General features: G+C 59.8%; 13 protein-coding genes. 11 read left to right on the forward strand and 2 right to left on the reverse strand.

Features of this window, described 5'->3' with window-relative positions; translation table 11 throughout:
• Window positions 1–46 precede the first annotated feature (46 nt).
• The 7 genes from fkpA to AC22G1_RS02285 all read left to right on the forward strand — a co-directional run bounded on the left by fkpA (window position 47) and on the right by AC22G1_RS02285 (window position 7,659).
• Window positions 47–841: an FKBP-type peptidyl-prolyl cis-trans isomerase gene (gene fkpA / locus AC22G1_RS02255; protein ID WP_464950141.1), complete on the forward strand. Its 795-nt coding sequence runs from the start codon at window positions 47–49 to the stop codon at window positions 839–841.
• Window positions 842–1,133: 292 nt separating this feature from the next.
• Complete coding sequence (locus tag AC22G1_RS02260) at window positions 1,134–2,819, forward strand: Hsp70 family protein (RefSeq protein WP_487315331.1); 1,686 nt, start codon at window positions 1,134–1,136, stop codon at window positions 2,817–2,819.
• Window positions 2,819–4,012 (forward strand): J domain-containing protein, encoded by a 1,194-nt coding sequence (locus tag AC22G1_RS02265; RefSeq protein WP_487315332.1) that lies wholly within the window; start codon window positions 2,819–2,821, stop codon window positions 4,010–4,012. The genes AC22G1_RS02260 and AC22G1_RS02265 overlap by 1 nt, the downstream gene beginning before the upstream one ends.
• A 157-nt stretch (window positions 4,013–4,169) precedes the next feature.
• Window positions 4,170–6,245, forward strand: a complete 2,076-nt coding sequence (locus AC22G1_RS02270; protein WP_487315333.1) for a TonB-dependent siderophore receptor — start codon at window positions 4,170–4,172, stop codon at window positions 6,243–6,245.
• An 86-nt stretch (window positions 6,246–6,331) separates the two neighbouring features.
• Window positions 6,332–6,724, forward strand: a complete 393-nt coding sequence (locus tag AC22G1_RS02275) for an MAPEG family protein (protein WP_487315334.1) — start codon at window positions 6,332–6,334, stop codon at window positions 6,722–6,724.
• Window positions 6,725–6,733: 9 nt separating this feature from the next.
• Window positions 6,734–7,186, forward strand: a complete 453-nt coding sequence (locus AC22G1_RS02280) for a DUF3224 domain-containing protein (RefSeq protein ID WP_487315335.1) — start codon at window positions 6,734–6,736, stop codon at window positions 7,184–7,186.
• Entirely contained in the window at window positions 7,183–7,659 is a 477-nt protein-coding gene (locus tag AC22G1_RS02285; protein WP_487315336.1) for a GNAT family N-acetyltransferase, read from the forward strand. The genes AC22G1_RS02280 and AC22G1_RS02285 overlap by 4 nt, the downstream gene beginning before the upstream one ends.
• A gap of 59 nt (window positions 7,660–7,718) precedes the next feature.
• On the opposite strand, the gene rsd is transcribed toward AC22G1_RS02285, so the two are convergent.
• Window positions 7,719–8,186, reverse strand: coding sequence for a sigma D regulator (gene rsd, locus AC22G1_RS02290; protein ID WP_487315337.1), 468 nt, complete (start codon window positions 8,184–8,186; stop codon window positions 7,719–7,721).
• A 100-nt stretch (window positions 8,187–8,286) separates the two neighbouring features.
• Here rsd and nudC point away from each other — a divergent pair, with 100 nt between their 5' ends.
• From nudC to AC22G1_RS02310, 4 genes are all read left to right on the forward strand, one after another.
• Window positions 8,287–9,096, forward strand: a complete 810-nt coding sequence (gene nudC / locus AC22G1_RS02295) for an NAD(+) diphosphatase (RefSeq protein ID WP_487315338.1) — start codon at window positions 8,287–8,289, stop codon at window positions 9,094–9,096.
• A gap of 70 nt (window positions 9,097–9,166) precedes the next feature.
• On the forward strand, window positions 9,167–11,608 hold the full coding sequence (locus AC22G1_RS02300) for a PepSY domain-containing protein (protein WP_487315339.1): 2,442 nt from the start codon (window positions 9,167–9,169) through the stop codon (window positions 11,606–11,608).
• A 66-nt stretch (window positions 11,609–11,674) separates the two neighbouring features.
• A complete protein-coding gene (gene hemE / locus AC22G1_RS02305; RefSeq protein ID WP_487315340.1) occupies window positions 11,675–12,739 on the forward strand; it encodes a uroporphyrinogen decarboxylase in 1,065 nt (354 codons plus the stop codon).
• A gap of 98 nt (window positions 12,740–12,837) precedes the next feature.
• Window positions 12,838–16,872, forward strand: a complete 4,035-nt coding sequence (locus AC22G1_RS02310) for an EAL domain-containing protein (RefSeq protein ID WP_487315341.1) — start codon at window positions 12,838–12,840, stop codon at window positions 16,870–16,872.
• Here the strand turns inward: AC22G1_RS02310 and AC22G1_RS02315 are convergent.
• The gene (locus AC22G1_RS02315; RefSeq protein WP_487315342.1) at window positions 16,865–17,392 is read right to left on the reverse strand and encodes a DUF1439 domain-containing protein; all 528 of its coding nucleotides are present in this window, start codon (window positions 17,390–17,392) and stop codon (window positions 16,865–16,867) included. The two genes, AC22G1_RS02310 and AC22G1_RS02315, sit on opposite strands and share 8 nt — an antisense overlap.
• Between the last annotated feature and the right edge of the window lie 116 nt (window positions 17,393–17,508).

The following is a 17,508-nucleotide window of genomic DNA, read 5'->3' on the forward strand; positions in this document are numbered from 1 at the left end:
ATCAAAGACGGAAGGGGATGGCCCCTTTCACTTAAGGAGCATTTTTATGAAACCCTGGTTCAAGCTGGCGGTGATCCCTGCCTTCGTTCTGGCAGTGACAGCCTGTCAACAAAAAGAAGAAAAAACCGACAAGGCCACCGACACAAAGGTTGAGCTGAAGTCCGATCAAGAGAAACAGGCTTACGCCATTGGTTCCAGCATTGCCGAGTACATCCGTACCACCATGGAAAAGCAGGAAGAACTGGGTATCAAGCTGGACAAAGAGCTGGTGATCGCCGGTTTTGAAGACGGCATCCACAACAAAGCCCAACTGGACGAAGAAACCGTCAAAACCCAGCTCCAGGCTCTGGACAAAGCTGCTTCCGAGAAAATGGCCACCAAAGCCAAAGAAGAAGCTGACAAGAACAAAGCCGCCGGTGAGAAATACCTGGCTGAAAACGCCAAGAAAGACGGCGTGAAAGTCACCAAATCCGGCCTGCAGTACGAAGTGCTCAAGGAAGGTACCGGTGAGCATCCCAAGGCCACCGACCGCGTCACTGTTAACTACAAAGGCACCCTGACTGACGGCACCCAGTTCGACAGCTCCTACGACCGTGGCGAGCCTATTACTTTCGCCCTGAACCGCGTTATCCCCGGCTGGACCGAAGGCGTACAGCTGATGACCGTGGGCTCCAAGTACCGCTTCGTGATCCCTGCCGACTTGGCCTATGGCGACCGCAACATGCAGACCATTCCCCCCAACTCCGTACTGGTGTTTGAAGTGGAACTGCTGGGCATTGACAAAGGCGACAAGGCCGACGAGTCCAAGGCTGAAAAGCCTAAAGCCGAAGCCAAAAAATAAGCTGCAAAGCTACCCAAAACCCGGCTCAGGCCGGGTTTTTTTATGGCATTTCGTCCGGGGTTTAAGCCAGGGGCCTTGTGGGACGCTTTGACTAATCAACAAGGCGTTTCAGTTAAGGCTGGTAGTCGATACGCTTTTTTCGATATGGTTTAGCGGCTTTAATACCAGACGTTTAACACAATGCGCCTGGTGCCAGGGATGGAAGATGGTGGTTTCCCTTCGCGTATTCTCTTCTCCTTCACTTTGGCCCGGGCCCTTCCCTATTTGATGGATTAATGCAGGTTGTTTTCCCATGGCTGTAATTGGAATTGATTTAGGCACCACCAACAGTGCCTGCTCGGTGTGGCGCAACGGCGAGGTGGAGATGATCCCCAACCGCCTGGGGGCGCTGCTGACCCCTTCTGTGGTGGGTGTGGACGACAAGGGCAACGTGGTGACCGGGCAGGTGGCCAAGGAGCGCCTGCTGACCCACAGCCAAAGTACCGTTAGCCTTTTCAAGCGCCTGATGGGCACCGAGCATGAGATAAAACTGGGGGCACGCCGCTTTAATGCCACCGAGCTTTCCTCTTTGCTGCTGCAATCGCTCAAGGAAGACGCCGAAGCCTACCTCGGTGAGCCGGTCACAGAAGCGGTGATCAGCGTGCCGGCCTACTTCAACCACAACCAGCGCCATGCCACCAAGGCCGCCGGCGAGCTGGCCGGGCTGGTGGTCAAACGCCTGGTCAACGAGCCTACCGCTGCTGCCATGGCCTATGGCCTGCACGAGCAAAAAGAAGGCACCTTTATCATCCTCGACATGGGCGGCGGCACCTTTGACGTGTCCATCCTCGAGTACTTCGACGGGGTGATGGAGGTGCATGCCAGCGCCGGCGACAACTTCTTGGGCGGCGAAGATTTTGTCGACGCCATGCTAAAGGGCATGCTCGACGAGCTAAAGGTGAGCGAAGACAAGCTCAGCCAGCAGGAACGCCAGCGCCTTTACGGCCAATTGGAAGCGGCCAAGCGGCGCTTGGGGGAAAAGACCGAACAGTCTCTTGAACTGGTGCTGGCCGGCACCACCCACCAATGGCTGTTCACCGACGAGTGGTTTGTGCGCCAGGTTACGCCGCTGCTGATCAAGGTCAGACGGCCCATTGCCCAGGCTATGTCTGACGCCAACATGGAAAACAGCGATATCGATGACGTGCTGCTGGTGGGGGGCGCCACCAAGCTCAAGCATTTTCGGGCAACGGTGGCCAAAATTTTTGGCCGCTTTCCGTCCTGCTCCCTTGACCCGGATCTGGTGGTGGCCATGGGCGCCGGTATTCAGTCGGGGTTGGTGGCCAAAGATCAGGCCCTGGATGATGTTGTGCTGACCGATGTCTGCCCCTACACCCTGGGTACCAGCGTCATAGGCCCAGACCGCCAAGATGGCTACTTCCTGCCGATCATTGAGCGCAATTCGGTGGTGCCGGTATCCATTGTGCGCAGCGTTTACACCGCCCACGACAACCAAACCCGGCTTAATGTTGACGTGTTCCAAGGTGAGAACCGCAAGGTCAGCAAAAACGTGTTTTTGGGCAACCTCTATTGCGATGTGCCCTCAGGCCCCGCCGGTAAGGAACGGGCTGATATCCGCTACAGCTATGACATGAACGGCCTGCTGGAAGTAGACGTGGAAGTGGTGTCCACCGGCAAGCGCTACAACACCGTTATCCAAAACTCTCCCACCCAGATGTCGGCCGAGGAAGTGGCCCGTTCCCGCGCCAAGCTCGCCAAGCTCAAGTTCCACCCCCGCGACCAGGAAGAGAACCTGCAGCTGATGGCAAAGGCCGACCGATTGTACGAATACAGCTTGGGCAATAAGCGCGAGTACATCGGCCAGCTTATCGGCCAGTTTGACGCCGTGCTCAATACCCAGAACCAGGCGGAAATTGCCCGGGCCCGGGTACGTATCGAGGAAGCGCTCAAGGGCCTGGACGACGGAGACTGGTACTGATGCTTGATTGGGCTCCCCTTGGCATCGCGCCCACCACCGATATCAGGGCCATTAAAAAGGCCTATGCCCAGCGCCTGAAGAAGGTAAAACCCGACGAAGAACCGGCCGCCTTTCAGGCTTTGCATCAGGCCTACAAGGCCGCTCAGCAATGGGCCAAAGCCCAGGGCGAGGAACGGGTTATACGCCTAACCCAGGAAGAGTTCGAGCAGGCCTTTGCGCCACAGGAAGAGCCGGAACAAGCGATGCCCCTTGAGGACATAGCGCCATCCTGGCCGCAAAACGATGTGCCTGATGCCGCGCAGAACGGACCTCAAGACCCCCATGAGGAGCCGTGGCCGGACAACGATGTGCCTGACCCGGTACTGGCCGTGCTTCGTGAAGAAGAGAGCGGCCCCTGGCCAGATAACGATGTCGGGCAAAACCTGGTGCCCGATACCGGGTTTGATGAAGAAGCCTTGCTGAGCCAAGTGGCCAAGCTCCTCGATAACAGCCTCAAGGCCAATCGCCTATCCAACTGGGCCTTTTTGGGTCAGGCCGATGCGCTTTTGGATAACCAGATTAACCTGCGGGTCGGTGACGCCGTATTTGCCATGGTAATGGGGTTTCTCAATCCCACGGGCAAGGGCTCTTCACGGCGAAAACGGCGCTATAACCAGCTCAGCCGGCCGGTGCGCCGCTACCTCGATGAACTGTTCAATTGGCAAAGCAGGGTGCCCGGTTTGGTGTCGGCTTTTGGGCAAAAGGCGGTGGCCGAGATCTTAAAAGGACTGGACGAGGACAGCAGCGCCCAAACCCAGCGGGCCCTTGAAGGGCTGCGTGGCGGTACTCTGGCCGAACCAAAGCAGGTGGCAAAGCCACAACCCCACTGGGAGCAGGCCACATACCATCCTGAAACGCCGGACATTTCGCCTTATGACACGGTTGTACAAACCGCCAATTGGCTGTTTTTATGGATCCCCTTGGTCGCCTTTGGTTTTTACCTCTTTTCGAAACATCAAAACCTGCACACCTGGGTAGGATACGGCCTGTTTTTTACGCTGAGTTTTACCTTGAGAAGGGCGCTGCGAAAGCGCCATAAATGGGGGTATTGGGTGATGTGGGTAGTGGGCGTAGCCCTGCTACCGCTATTCCCTGTGGGCACGGCCTTTGGCTTCGGGTTGTGTAAAAACCTCTATGCGTTGAGGCAAGGATAAAAAAGCCGGGGCAACCCGGTTTTTTATTGGTGTGGTAAGGGTTTGGTATGTTGCACATGATATTGATAATAATTATCATGTGTGGAAATAACATTCCTTAACCGGCGTGCTGGCCAACAGGTATTGGCAGCGCGCCCTTTACTCGAAAGGACTTGCCATGACCCCGCGATTTTCCCATCTGGCCATCGCCGTAACGACCATTTTGCTCAGCCAACCCGGTTGGGCCGACGACGACCAGGTAGAGCGTATCGAGGTGGTGGGCAGCCAGGGCAATATCACCGACTTGGGCACCGGCCTTGGCCTGGATGAGCGCCAGACCCCGCAATCAATGACGGTGATAGGCCAGGATGTGCTGAGCGATTACCGGCTCAGCACCCTCAACGAGGTGTTGGATTACACCCCAGGGGTAACGGTTGAGCGGGTGGAGACGGACCGCACCTATTTCACCTCCCGTGGCTTTGAGATAAACAACATCCAGGTCGATGGCCTGGGTGCTCCTTTTTATGCCGATGTGGTCAATGGCGACATTGACCTGAGCATGTATGACCAAGTGCAGGTGCTGCGCGGCGCCGGCGGCCTGATGGCGGGGATAGGTAACCCGGCCGCCACCATCAATCTGGTGCGAAAACGCCCCACCGATGACACCCGGGGTTATGTGAATTTGAGTGCCGGGCGCTGGAATGATTATCGCGGCGAGGTCGATGTGTCAGGCAGCCTGGCCAGCAACCTGCGCGGCCGTTTTGTGGGCAGCTATCAGGACAAAGACTCCTACATCGACTTATACAGTAAGACCCTGTCGTCCCTTTACGGTGTGCTGGATACCCGCCTGGGCGACAACACCCTGCTGACGGTCGGTGTTAATTACCAGGAGAGCAAGCCTGATTCGCCGATGTGGGGCGCGCTGACCTTGGCCTACACCGACGGCTCGCCAACTCACTTTGATCGCTCGTCCAGCACCTCGGCGGATTGGGCTTATTGGAACAGCTACAACACCCAGGCCTTTGCCGAGCTTGAACACCGCTTTGCCAACGGCTGGCGCGCCAAGCTGGCTTACAACTACCGAGCATCCACCCAAAGCGGCGACCTGTTCTATGTGTACGGCACTATCGACCGGGATACCAATGTTGGCCTTACCGGCTATGCCAGCCGTTACACCCTGGATAGCCACGCCAACCAGGTGGACTTGTCTCTTTCCGGCCAATATCAGCTGTGGGGCCAGAGCCACGAGCTGATGCTGGGGGCCAATTGGGTCCAAAACCAGCTCACTGACCAATCCTTGTATGACTACGTGAACGGCTTTCCGCCTATCGGTGATTTCACCCAGTGGCAGGGCCAGGCGCCTTACCCCAACCTGGTTGATGGCGCCACCGGCTCCGATATCAAAGACACCCAAAAGGCCATTTACGGCGCGACTCGCCTTAACATCACCGATGCCCTGCATGTTATTGCCGGCAGCCGAGTGGTTCGCTACCACAGCCAAGGCACCAGCTACGATCAGCCCGAAGACACCAAGGTTAATGACAAGGTGATTCCTTACGGCGGGGTGGTATTCGACGTAACCGATGCCTTGTCGCTCTACACCAGCTACGCCAAAACCTTTGACCCGCAAACCGAGCGCACCCTTACCGGCCATATGGCGCCGTCCGAAGGCAAAACCCTGGAAGGGGGTATCAAGGGCGAATGGTTTAACGGCGGCCTCAACGCCAGCCTGTCGGTGTTTAAAAACGAGTTCAACAACTTGGCCACCAGTGTTGGCCGCTATCAGGGCCAAACCATCTATGAGGGCCGAGATTTTCAAACCAAGGGCTTTGAAGCGCAGCTGAGCGGCGAGCTGAGCGACGAGGTCTCAGTGCTGCTTGGCTACACCCAGCAGAACATTGAAGACGCCGACGGCAATACCACCCGCCGTTATGTGCCCAAACAGAGCTTCAAGGCCCTGGCCAGCTACAGCCCAAGCCAAGTCGAAGGCCTGAAACTGGGGGCCAGCATGCGCTGGCAATCGAACATCTATGTGGATGCCACCTATAACGACGCCGGCAACACGGTGCGGATTAGCCAAGGCGCCTTTGCGCTTTACGGGCTTTTTGCCAAATACCAGTTCACCCCCAACATTACCGGGCAGCTGAACCTCAATAACATCACCGACAAGAGCTATTACAGCAGCCTTTATTGGGACCAGGCCTTTTACGGCTCCCCCCGCAGTTACACCGCCTCCCTGACCTGGAGTTTTTAAGAAAAAGCCGCCTCGAGCGGCTTTTTTATTCTCTATGGCCGGCACTTTGGTAAGCTCGAAGAAATTGCCCTGACAAGGAAAGCAAGGTGCCGCTGACTCCCCTTTATGCCGCCATGCTGGCGGTGCTGCTGATCGCATTGAGTGTCCGTACCATCCGTGAGCGGCGCCGCGCCAGGGTGGCCATTGGCTGTGGTGGCGACAAGCGGCTTGAGCGCGCCATGCGGGTGCAAGGTAACTTCACCGAATACGTGCCCATGACGCTGCTCCTGATGTGGCTGACTGAGAGTCTGTGGGGGCAGGGCGCAGCCTTGCTGCACCTGCCGGGTATGTTGCTGCTGGTGGGGCGGCTTTTGCATGGCTACGGGGTAGCGCAGCTGGATGAGCCCTTTAAGTTTCGCATTACCGGCATGGCGCTTACTTTCTCGGCCATGGCGCTTTGCGTGTTGGCCATTCTGGCCCGTTACCTGCTGGCGTTATAAGGACGTGACATGCGCGCAATACTGACCCTGTTATGGCTGCTGGTTTTACCGGCCCAAGGAGAGACGCTGATGAGTCAACACACGGCAACCGGCACCTTTGAGGTGAAACTCGATGCCCAGCAAGATGCCAACAGCCCCCTGGGCCGCTGGCTGCTGGACAAAACCTTCACCGGCGACCTCAAAGGCCACAGCCTTGGCCAGATGCTGGCCTATGGCGATCCGCGTAGCGGCTCGGCCGGCTATGTGGCGCTGGAGGTCTTTACCGGCAGCATTGATGGTAAGGAAGGGGGCTTTGCCCTTGCCCATAAAGGGGAAATGGACCAAGGCCAGCAGCAACTGGAGGTCTCTGTGGTGCCGGGCAGCGGCAGCGGCGCCCTCAAGGGCATCAGTGGCCGGTTGCAGATAGACATCAAAGACGGCCAGCACTTTTACAACTTTCAATACCGCCTGCCCGAGCCATGAATATCAGAACTATCGAAAGCCGCGACTGGCCAGCATTGATGGCAGTGCAGGCCGCCTGTTACACAGAACTTGAGCCAGAGAGCGAAGCGGCCCTTAAAAGTAAATGGCAGTTGGCGCCCGCCACCTGCCTGGCCTTGGCCGACGCCCAAGACAGGCTAGTAGGGTATTGCCTGGCTCACCCCTGGAATGGCGAAGCGCTACCCAAGCTTGGGGTGAAAACCGCCCCTGCTGACGGTGAGCGGCTCTATCTTCACGACTTGGCCATAGCGCCCTCGGCCAGAGGCAAGGGCCGGGCGAAATCGCTGGTTGCAGCGGTGCTCATGCGTGCTAAACGGCAGGGCTTTAAGAAGGTTACCTTGGTGTCGGTGCAGGGGTCACAAGGGTTTTGGCAAGGTTGCGGCTTTGCGCCCAGTACCCGCCAGGCACCGCCCGACTACGGGGACGAGGCTCAGGTAATGGCCCAGCACCTGTAAGCCCGGGGCCGGGTTGTGGGGCGCCGCATCATGGCCAACGGCGCCCGAGGAGTGGAGCGTTAGGCCAGTTGGGTTTGGTGCTGGTAAAGGGCGGCGATCAGCTTGTCTTCAAGGGCGAAGCGCTGCTCCAGGGTCTCCCCCAGGGCCGACAAGTCGCCATCAAGGCTCAGCAAGCTGTCTTCGTCTTCCAAGTCCTGGTATTTGTCATTGAAGTCCAGCACCAACTGGGTGGTGTCGGTTATCTTCGGGTAGATGCGCTGGGCCAGCGCCTTGCCTTCTTCACTGCGTTTTTCGCAGCCCATCACCACCTGCTCAAAGACCTCGAAGTGGCCAGCAGAGATGTAATCGAGCAAAATAGCGCAGAAGTTCTCCAGTTGATCGGCATCCGGCAGAGCGGACTGGCCCGGGCCCTTGGCTGCCAGCTTGCAGTAGGTGACCAGGAGTTGTTGGCGGGTTGCCAGCCAGCGATCGATGGTGTCGCTGGCGCCGCCCCATTTTTCTTTGGCTTGTTCGAGCTGGGTGAGCATAGTGGTCTCCCTCATTTGGCCATGGCGGGTACGGCTGCCATGTCTCTATCTCTAATGAAAAGGCCGGATGGGATCAACACTTTTCCACAAGGAATCCAACATGTCAGAGCTGTATGTGTCTTTCCCCTCATATACCGATGAGGCGTTGTGGTTACTGGTCAGGGGTGATCAGGTGTGGCTGGATGACGGCCAGTTACCCACAGGAAACAAGGCGGTTCTCCCCAGTTTTGACTCAGAGGCACCGGCCATTAATGTCGGGCTCTGGCAAGGGCGCACCGTGCTGATGGTGGAATGGCCCGACCGCAATGCCGAGCCGGAGCGCGGCGCCTTCAGCGGCCTGCGGCCCTTCATGGAGCAGGGCCAGTCGCAACTGTTCCAACTGGCTGGCCGAGGCGTGCAATTGGCCAATTTTTTCCGTACCCATCGTTTTTGCGGCCAGTGCGGCGCGCGGATGCGGGTGGTGCAGGAAGAGCTGGCGACCCACTGTGACCATTGCCAGCACCGCTGTTACCCGCGTATCTCGCCGTCGATGATCGTGGCCATCAAACACGGCCGGCAATTGCTGCTGGGCCGGTCAACGCGCTTTAAAAACGGTATGTACTCCACCCTGGCCGGTTTTACCGAGCCCGGTGAGTCCATGGAAGACACGGTGCGCCGCGAGGTGATGGAAGAGGTGGGGGTAACGGTGAAGAACATCCGTTATGTGTGCTCCCAGAACTGGCCATTCCCGCACTCGATGATGGTGGGCTTTATCGCCGATTATGACAGCGGCGAGATCCGGGTCGACCCGGCCGAGCTGGAAGACGCCGCCTTTTTTGATCTCGACGCCCTGCCGCCGCTGCCGGTTAAGGGCACCATTGCCCGGCACCTGATTGAACAGGCGCTGGCCGAGATCCGCAGCTCGTTGTAAAACACTTTGCCCGCACCTGGGGTGCGGGTAAGATGGCCTCTCTCTTAATGAAAATCGTTATCATAAGCAGATGTCATCAAAGAAGTGGACGCAGCGGATCAGTTTCAGGGTGCACCAATGGCTAGGGCTGGCTAGCGCTGCCGTGTTGTTGGTCGTGGGTCTGACCGGCGCCTTGCTGGCTCTTGAAGATCCTATCACCAGTCTCTGGCCTGCTCCCAAGGTGGCGGTTACCGGAGCTGTGCTAAGCCCGCCGCAGCTGGTGCCGGCCCTGGCCTTGCCGGGCAAGACCTTAAGCCGCATCTATCTTGAAGACGACCCGGCCCTGCCTGGCCGGGCCCTGTATTTTGTCGATAACAGCCAAGAGCTTTACTGGCGCGCCTTCAACCCCTACACCGGGCAAATTCTCGGGCCACGGCCTGCGGTGAGCGGCTTTTTTGCCGAGGTGATGGCCATCCATCGCTGGTTGCTGCTGCCCCGGTCCGCCGGCAGTTTGATAACAGGCAGCGCCGCGCTTTGCGCCATCGTGTTGCTGATCGCTGGCCTGATACGCCGGGCGCCGGATCGTATCGGCCGCCTCAAAGACTGGCTGGCCTGGAAAAAAGGCGCCAAGGGCCGCCACGCCCTGTGGCAGTTTCACGCCTTGCTCGGCACCTGGTTTTTTATTCCGCTGCTGATCATGGCCCTGACCGGCCCTTATTTCGCCTTTGACTGGTACCGCCAAGGGGCCACCTCACTGCTGGCATCACAAAGCGTGGCCAAGGCGCCAGCCAGTGAGACCAAGGGGTTAAACCTTGAGGCGGCCTGGCAGGGGTATCTCAAGGTGCGGCCCGATGGCCACTATGCCCGCTGGCAAATGCCCCGCGGCCCCAAAGGGGCGCTGGTGGTGCGTTACCTCGAAGCGGACGCCCCCCATCATCATGCCTATTCCTTTGTCAGCCTGGACGCCGTGAGCGGCAAGGTGCTGGCCCATAAGCGCTACTCCGAGCTACGCGGCGGCGACGCGCTACTCGCCAACCTCTATGCGCTGCACACCGGCCTTTACTTTGGCCTGCCGGGGCACATTATCTGGTCGTTGGCAGCCCTTGCCTTTGGCTCTTTTGCGGTCACCGGGGTCTGGCTCTTTGTGGTGCGCCGGGCCCGGCCCAAAAACAGCCAGGCTGGCGCCGCCGATACCCTTATCGCCTATGCCAGCCAAAGCGGCACCGCCGCCGCTTGCTCAGAGCGCCTTAAACGCTGGCTGGACGGCCAGGGCGTGAACAGCCACCTAGCCACCCTTGCCACCCTGGAGCCGGCCCAGCTCACCCAATACCGGCAGGTGTTGTTGCTGGCCGCCACCTATGGCGAAGGGCAGGCTCCCGATGCGGTGCTGGGGTTCCAGCAGCGGCTGAGCCAGGGTGGGGTGTCGCTACACGGGCTTGACGTCGCGGTACTGGCCTTTGGCGACCGCCAATATCAGCATTTCTGCGCCTTTGGCCACTGGCTGGCGGCGCAGCTGACCGAACTGGGGGCCAGCCTGCTGTTGCCGGTTACCGAGGTGGACAGAGGCGCGCCGGGCGCCATCGATGCCTGGCACCATAACCTGGCCGGGCGCCTGGCCCTGGAAGCGGCCGAAACCGTCGACGACTGGCAAGAGGCCATGGTCATGGCCAACCGCTGCTTGAACCCCGGCAGCCAAAGGCCGGTGCATGACCTGCACCTGGCTGTCGATGGCGCCTATCAGGCGGGCGATCTCCTGGAAGTCTTACCCCAGCGGGAGGAACCCTGGGCCCGCGCGCAGCTGGCGAGCATCGGGCTCGACCCAGCCGCTCTGGTGCTGGTGGACAACCAGCTACTGCCCCTTTGGCAAGCCATCGCCCTGCACCGCGAATTTGCGCCGCTGACCGGTCTTGGCGCCCAGGATTATGTTGACCAGCTCACCCCGCTTCGGCCCCGCACCTACTCGGTGGCCAGTGACCAGGGGCCGATCCGGCTGATGGTGCGTGAGCAGCGTCTGGCCGGTGGCGGCTCTGGGCTGGCATCTGGCCTGTTGGCGAGCTGCCGGCCAGGCCAGAGCCTCAAGGTGCGGCTGCGCCACCACGGCAGCTTTCACCTGCCCAGCGATGACAAGCCGCTTATCCTGCTGGGGGCCGGCACTGGCCTGGCGCCTTATCTTGGCTTTTTGGAGGCGCGCCGGCGCCTGGGGCACAAGGCGCCACTGTGGCTCATTTTTGGTGAGCGCCACGCCCAGCAAGACGATTATTACCACGCCGAGCTGGCCGCTTATGAGGAGCTTGGGCTCATAAGCCAATTGGACAATGCCTGGTCCCGCGACCAGGGCCAATACGTGCAGCATTGCCTTGCCGAGCAATCGGATTTGCTTGAGCGCTACCTGGCCGGCGGCGCCCATATTTACCTTTGCGGCGCCGTGGATGGCATTGGCAAAGGGGTGATGGCGCTGCTTGGTGAGCAACTGGGCGAAGGCGCAATGGCCGCGCTACAGCGGCAAGGGCGGCTGCACAGCGATTTGTATTGATTTACGGCAAGGGTTCGGCGGCAACTGCTGTTACAATGCGCCCGTTGTGAACATTGAGGCGGCATTATGCGCGAGTTGAAAAACGATCGTTACCTGAAAGCCCTGCTTCGCCAGCCGGTGGACCAAACCCCGGTGTGGATGATGCGCCAGGCAGGCCGTTACCTGCCTGAATATAAGGCCACTCGCGCCGAGGCAGGCAGTTTCATGGACCTTTGCAAGAACGCCGAGCTGGCCTGTGAAGTGACCTTGCAGCCGCTGCGCCGTTACGCCCTAGACGCCGCCATTCTGTTCTCCGACATTCTCACCATCCCCGACGCCATGGGGCTGGGCCTGTATTTTGAAACCGGCGAAGGCCCCAAGTTCGAGCGCCCGCTGCAAAGTGCCGCCGACATCAAGGCCTTGCCGGTGCCGGACCCAGAGCAAGAGCTGGGTTACGTGATGAACGCGGTGCGTACCATCCGCACCGCTCTTGACGGCCAAGTGCCGCTGATTGGCTTTTCCGGCAGCCCCTGGACCCTGGCCACCTACATGGTGGAAGGGGGCCCGACCAAGACCTTCTCCAAGATCAAAAAGCTGATTTTCTCAGAGCCGGCCCTGGCCCACCTGATGCTGGATAAATTGGCCGATGCCGTCACCCTTTACCTCAACGCCCAAATCAAGGCCGGCGCCCAGGCGGTGCAGATCTTCGATACCTGGGGCGGGGTGCTGTCTGGCCCGGCGTACCGCGAGTTCTCCCTCAAGTACATGGAGAAAATCGTGGCCGGCCTTATCCGCGAGCACGAGGGTCGCCGGGTGCCGGTGGTGCTCTTTACCAAGGGCGGCGGCCTGTGGCTCGAAGACATCGCCGCCAGTGGTTGTGACGCCGTGGGCCTCGACTGGACAGTGGACATAGCCGACGCCCGCCAGCGCATCGGCGACAAAGTGGCGCTCCAGGGCAACATGGACCCGTCCATGCTCTATGCGCCGCCGGCGGTTATCGAGCAGGAAGTGGCGCGCATTCTGGCCGGTTTCGGCCAAGGCCCCGGCCATGTTTTCAACCTGGGCCACGGCATCCACCCCGATGTAGACCCGGCCAATGCCGGCGCCTTTATCGAGGCGGTCAATCGCCTCTCTCGCCCCTACCACGGTTGAGTAAAAGCCCCCTTCTAGGGGGCTTTTTGTTGCTGGTGTTTGTTTTCTCTTTGTTTCCTGCCGATACTCAGATCCCCAAGGGATGTAAGGAAGGCAGGATGCACAGAGTCTCCCTCACCAACAGAGTGGCCTTGCTGGCGGTGGTTGCCGTTCTGGTTACCGGCATCCTGGTGCAATGGCTCACCTTCTCTCAGATGGCCAACGGCCTGACCAAAGAACAGCAGCAGCTGCTGCAATCCAAGACCCTCAACCTGCAACAAGCCATGGACAGCTACCGCGACGACGCCCAGCTGCTGGCGGGCCTTGGCGAGGTAAAACGCTGGCTGGCCCAATCTCCCCGCGCCCCGGCCCCGGCTTCCCTAGTGGATACCTTCGCCGAGATGATGGAGTACACCCCTGATTACTTTCAGGTGCGGTTGCTGGATGCCGACGGCCGCGAGGTGCTGAAGGTAGAGCGCCAGGACAACGGCCGCATCCACCAGGTGGCCGATGACCTGCTTCAGGACAAAAGCGACCGCGACTACATGATTAACAGCCAGGGCCTAGCGCCAGGGGAGCTCTATATCTCCCCCATGAACCTCAACCAGGAATTTGGCCGCATCCAGATCCCCCATCTGCCCACGGTCCGCTTGTTGGCGCCGGTGGTAGACGAAACCGGCAAGCGCCTCGGTTTTGCCGCCCTTAACGTGGATTTTCGCTACGACCTCAACAGCTATCTGGTGGACGACCGTAACGAGTCCTACACATATCTGCTCAATGAAAAGGGGCAAGTGTTGTTCTCGCCCCAGCCCAACGAGAGCTTTGCCTTTGAGCTGGGGAGCGACCTTCGCCTGCAGGACAAATTCCCGAGCCTGATGCACTCTGCCTTCAAGCTCACCGAGGATGGCCGGCTGGACTTGCTGAGCAACATGGTGCACCAGGACGGGCGCTACTTTTTCATCAGCCCGGTCTACTACACCGCCAACGGCGAAGGCCGTTACTGGTTTGTGGTTCGGGCCCTGCCGCAGCATTTTTTGCTGGCCGATGCCCTGAAATTTCGCAATATCTTCCTGTTGCAGCTGCTGGCATTGGTGGTGCTGATGTTCCTGCTGCTGACCTTCGGCATCCGGCGGCTGCTGTACCCGCTGCGGCTGCTGGGCCAGGCCACCTATCAGGTTGCCAGGGGCAACTACGGCGCGGCGCTGCCGGCGGCCAACTCCAAGGAGCTTCGGCGCCTGACCGACGACTTTACCCATATGCTCAATCGCCTGAAGGACAGGGAGATTGAGCTGACCCAAAACAAAGACCGCTTCGCCTTGTTCTTGTCCAAGGTGCCCTGCGAGGTGGCCATTTTCGACATGGGCATGCGCTATGTGGCGGCCAGCGACCAATGGATCGCCAGCCACGGCCTGGACGCCATGCACTACAAGGGCCGCAACCATTACGACCTTTTTGTAGGGGAATCGGAAGAGTGGCGCAGCATCCATGCCCGCTCCCTGCGCGGCGAAAGCCAAAAACGCGATAGCGACAGCTTTATGGTGGGCGACCGGGTGCAGTGGCTGCGCTGGGAAGTGGTGCCCTGGTATGACAGTGGCGACCGCCAGGGCGGCATCATCGTCTTTCAGGAGAACATCAGCGAGCGGGTGGCCCTGGAGGCCGACAAACAAGAAAGCGAACAGCTGCTGCGGGCCACCTTTGACAACGCCCCCGAGGGCATCGCGCTGGTGGATACCGAGCTGAAATGGCAGCGGGTCAACTTGTGGCTGGCCAAGGTGCTTGGCAATAAGCCGGCCGCCTTGGAAGGCAAAAGCGTAGTGGCCATGGTCAGCCACGACAGCCGTGACCGGCTGCGGGCGGCGCTGATGTCCCTTAAAGAAGGTGGGGTCAAGCATCGCCAGATTGACCTGCGTTTCGAATACGAGCTGGACGACGATCTGCTGCTGGAAACCCACATCGCGGCGGTACGGGGCCGGGGCGGGCAACTGCGCCATTATGTGTTCCAGATGCGCGATGTTACGGTGATCCGCCTGCTGCAACAGCAGCAGCAAAGCGTGTCCGAGCGGCTGGACATGGCCACCAAGGCCGGGCGTATCGGTATTTGGGAATACCAGGTGAGCGCCGGCGAGCTGCACTGGGACGAACTGATGTACAGCCTCTATCAGTTGGAGCCGGACCAAGACAAGGATCTGCTGACCCGCTGGCGGGCCCGGGTGCATCACGACGATCTGCCGGATCTGCAAAAGCGCTTTGACGATACCCTCAAGCTGGGCCTGCCTCTCGATTCCCAGTTCCGGGTGCAGCTGGATGACGGTGCGCCGCGCTTTATCCGCACCATGGCCCATGCCATCCGCGACGAGCAGGGCAAGGTGGTGCGGGTGGTGGGATGCAACTGGGATGTCACCGAGTTCAAGCTGGCCGAGCAGGCCCTGGCCGAAGAAAAAGAGCGCCTCAATGTCACCCTTGGCGCCATTGGCGATGCGGTGCTATGCACCGACGCCGAGGGACGTATCACTTATCTCAACCATGTGGCCGAAGAGCTGCTGGCCTGGAGCAGTGACGAGGTCATGGGCCGGGACGCCGAGTTGGTGTTCACCCTGTACGACGAGCACAGCGATCAGCTGCTGGATAACCCCATCCATCGCTGCCTGAGCCTCAACAGCCTGCAACACCCGGCCCAGGATGTGGTGATGGTCAACCGCCGTGGCAAGCGCTTTGACATCCTCTCCTCGGTGGCGCCGGTGCGAAGCCCCCAGGGCGCGGTTACCGGCACGGTGATGGTGTTCCAGGACATGACCCGCACCAAGTCGTTGCAGCGTGAGCTCAGCCACGCCGCCGCTCACGACGCCTTAACAGACCTTCTTAACCGCGCCCAGTTCGAGCAATGTGTCGAGCATTGCATCGACAAGGTGCAGCGCTCCGGTAAATCGGCGCAGCTGTGCTTTTTTGACCTCGACAGCTTCAAGGTGCTGAACGACAGCGCCGGCCACAGCGCCGGTGATGCGCTCCTTATCGAGCTGGGGCAGCTGTGGCGCAGCCTTATTCGCAGCGAGGAAGACACCCTGGCCCGGCTGGGGGGCGATGAATTTGGCTTGTTGCTGGAGCATTGCAGCCAGGAAAAGGCCAAGCAGATCGCCGAGCAAATGCTCGACGAGGCCCGCAAGCTCAACTTCCGCTGGGAAGGCCAGGATTACGACGTGACTGCCTGTGTGGGCATTGCCAGCATTACCCCCGGCACCCAGTCACTGGCGGAGGTGATGTCCCATGCCGATGTGGCCTGTTATGCCGCCAAGGCCTCGGGCCGGGCCCGGGTCTGTATCTACAGCGGCGATGACATGGCGCAGATGAGCCACCAGGAGCTGATGATGGCTTCTAGGCTCAAGGCCGCCATCTCCCAGCAGCGCTTCTTGCTCTACAGCCAGCTTATTCAGCCCTTTGACGGTGAGGAGCGGATGGTGGAGCTGCTGCTGCGGCTGCGTTCGGACGACGGCGGCATCATCGGCCCCGGCGCCTTTATTCCGGCGGCAGAGCGCTACGATCTGATGGAACAGCTCGACTTATGGGTGCTGGAACAGGTGCTGGTCAAGCAAGGGCCCAGCCTTGCCGAGGCGCCCATCGACTGCTTCTTCGTTAACCTCTCGGCCAATTCCCTTGGCAGCGAGCGTTTTGCCCACCACCTTTTGGAGTGGCTCAACAACAGCCCCCTGGCGGCCCATCGCATCTGCTTTGAGATAACCGAAACCGCCCTTATCAACCAGATGTCCAACGCCATCCGCCTGGTGCAGCAGATCCGCTCCATCGGCGCCAAGGTGGCCATCGACGACTTCGGCTCGGGGCTCAGCTCTTTTGCCTATCTGCGTCACTTCCAGGTGGATTTCATCAAGATTGACGGCTGCTTTGTGCAAAACGCCGCCCAAAACCCCCTGGACAGGACCATCATCTCCTCGGTCAGCAACATCGCCCACCGGATGCAGGCCAAGAGCATTGCCGAGTGGGTGGAGGACGACGTTACCGCCAACCTGATGCACAAGCTGGGGCTCGACTACGCCCAGGGATATTTCTTCAGCCACCCGCAGCCTCTGGCCGAATTGCTGGCCCAAGAGGGCAAGGCCGAGCGACCGGCGCCGCAATACGGCAAATCAGGGGGCCTTAATTAGCGGCTTTGAACTGCAGCTTGCCGTCGCCCACCGTCATGTTAAGAGGGATATGGGCGAAGGGGCTGCTGTCGGGGATGCGATACACCGGGTGGTTGTCGAGATACTGGGTCAGCCATTTGCCCATGGCGCTGGTGTCGGGGCCCAGGCTGCCGCTGTAGCCGAGTAAGTCGGCCTTGGCGGCCAAGAGCCGCACGTTACGCAGATACACCGCTTTGCCTTCCAGTGACGGGGTGCCTTCCACCGACAGGTGAATGGCCAGTGGCACCGCCTTGAAGAGCCTGCTGAGGGCGGCTTCACCGCCAACATCTATCCGCGCTTTTTGGTCGGCCAGTTTGATATCCAGCTGGTCGATATGGGTTTCTACGCCCAATTCCTTACCCAAGTCCTGGCTCCAACCGTCCAGTTGCTGGTTGAGGCGGCTTTGCAGCTCGCTTTGGCTGATGCTAAAGCCGGTCAGGCTGGCAAGTTGGGCGCAGCCGGCCAGGGCCAGCATGCCAAGGGCGATAACGAGTTTTTTCATGGGAGTGTCTTCGGGTGCGTTTTTTAGAAGCTTATCACCTCATTGCTGAACCGGCGGCGCCGGGTGGGGCTTTTCAGTAAAGGCTTTTTTACTGGCCCGATGACTCTGGCAGGCAA

Source organism: Gallaecimonas zhanjiangensis (assembly GCF_057624825.1).